Raw genomic sequence first — 372 nt, forward strand, 5'->3', positions numbered from 1 at the left:
AGCGAATGAAGATCGCTTAAAAGAGTATGTTGAGAAAAGTGTAGGAATTATTACAGCCGTGAACCCTCATATCGGTTATGAAGCAGCAGCTCGCGTTGCGAAAGAAGCAATTGCAACAGGCCAATCCGTTCGAGAACTTTGTGTGAAAAATGGTGTATTGTCACAAGAAGACTTAGAGTTAATTCTAGATCCATTCGAGATGACACACCCAGGGATTGCAGGAGCAACTCTTTTAAAGAAAAATTAAAAGAAGAGGGGGACAATTGGTCATCTCCCTGTCAAGTAGACAGTAATAAAAAGAGTATTATGCCACGGCCTTTTCCCGATATTCTATCGGGGAAAGGCCGTGAAGTTTTTCTTGGAATCTTTCTG

2 protein-coding genes are annotated in these 372 nt (G+C 41.4%); one reads left to right on the top strand and one right to left on the bottom strand.

The genetic code is table 11. The features are described 5' to 3' along the window. A partial coding sequence (locus MR168_RS33150) for an aspartate ammonia-lyase (protein ID WP_119781760.1) occupies positions 1-247 on the top strand: 247 nt, incomplete at its 5' end. Between the two features lie 57 nt (positions 248-304). Here the strand turns inward: MR168_RS33150 and MR168_RS33850 are convergent. Next, positions 305-372: IS3 family transposase (locus tag MR168_RS33850; protein WP_325837495.1), on the bottom strand; the 68-nt coding region annotated here is incomplete at its 5' end.

Source organism: Bacillus cereus group sp. BfR-BA-01356 (genome assembly GCF_022663635.1).
Classification (GTDB): Bacteria; Bacillota; Bacilli; order Bacillales; family Bacillaceae_G; genus Bacillus_A; species Bacillus_A cereus.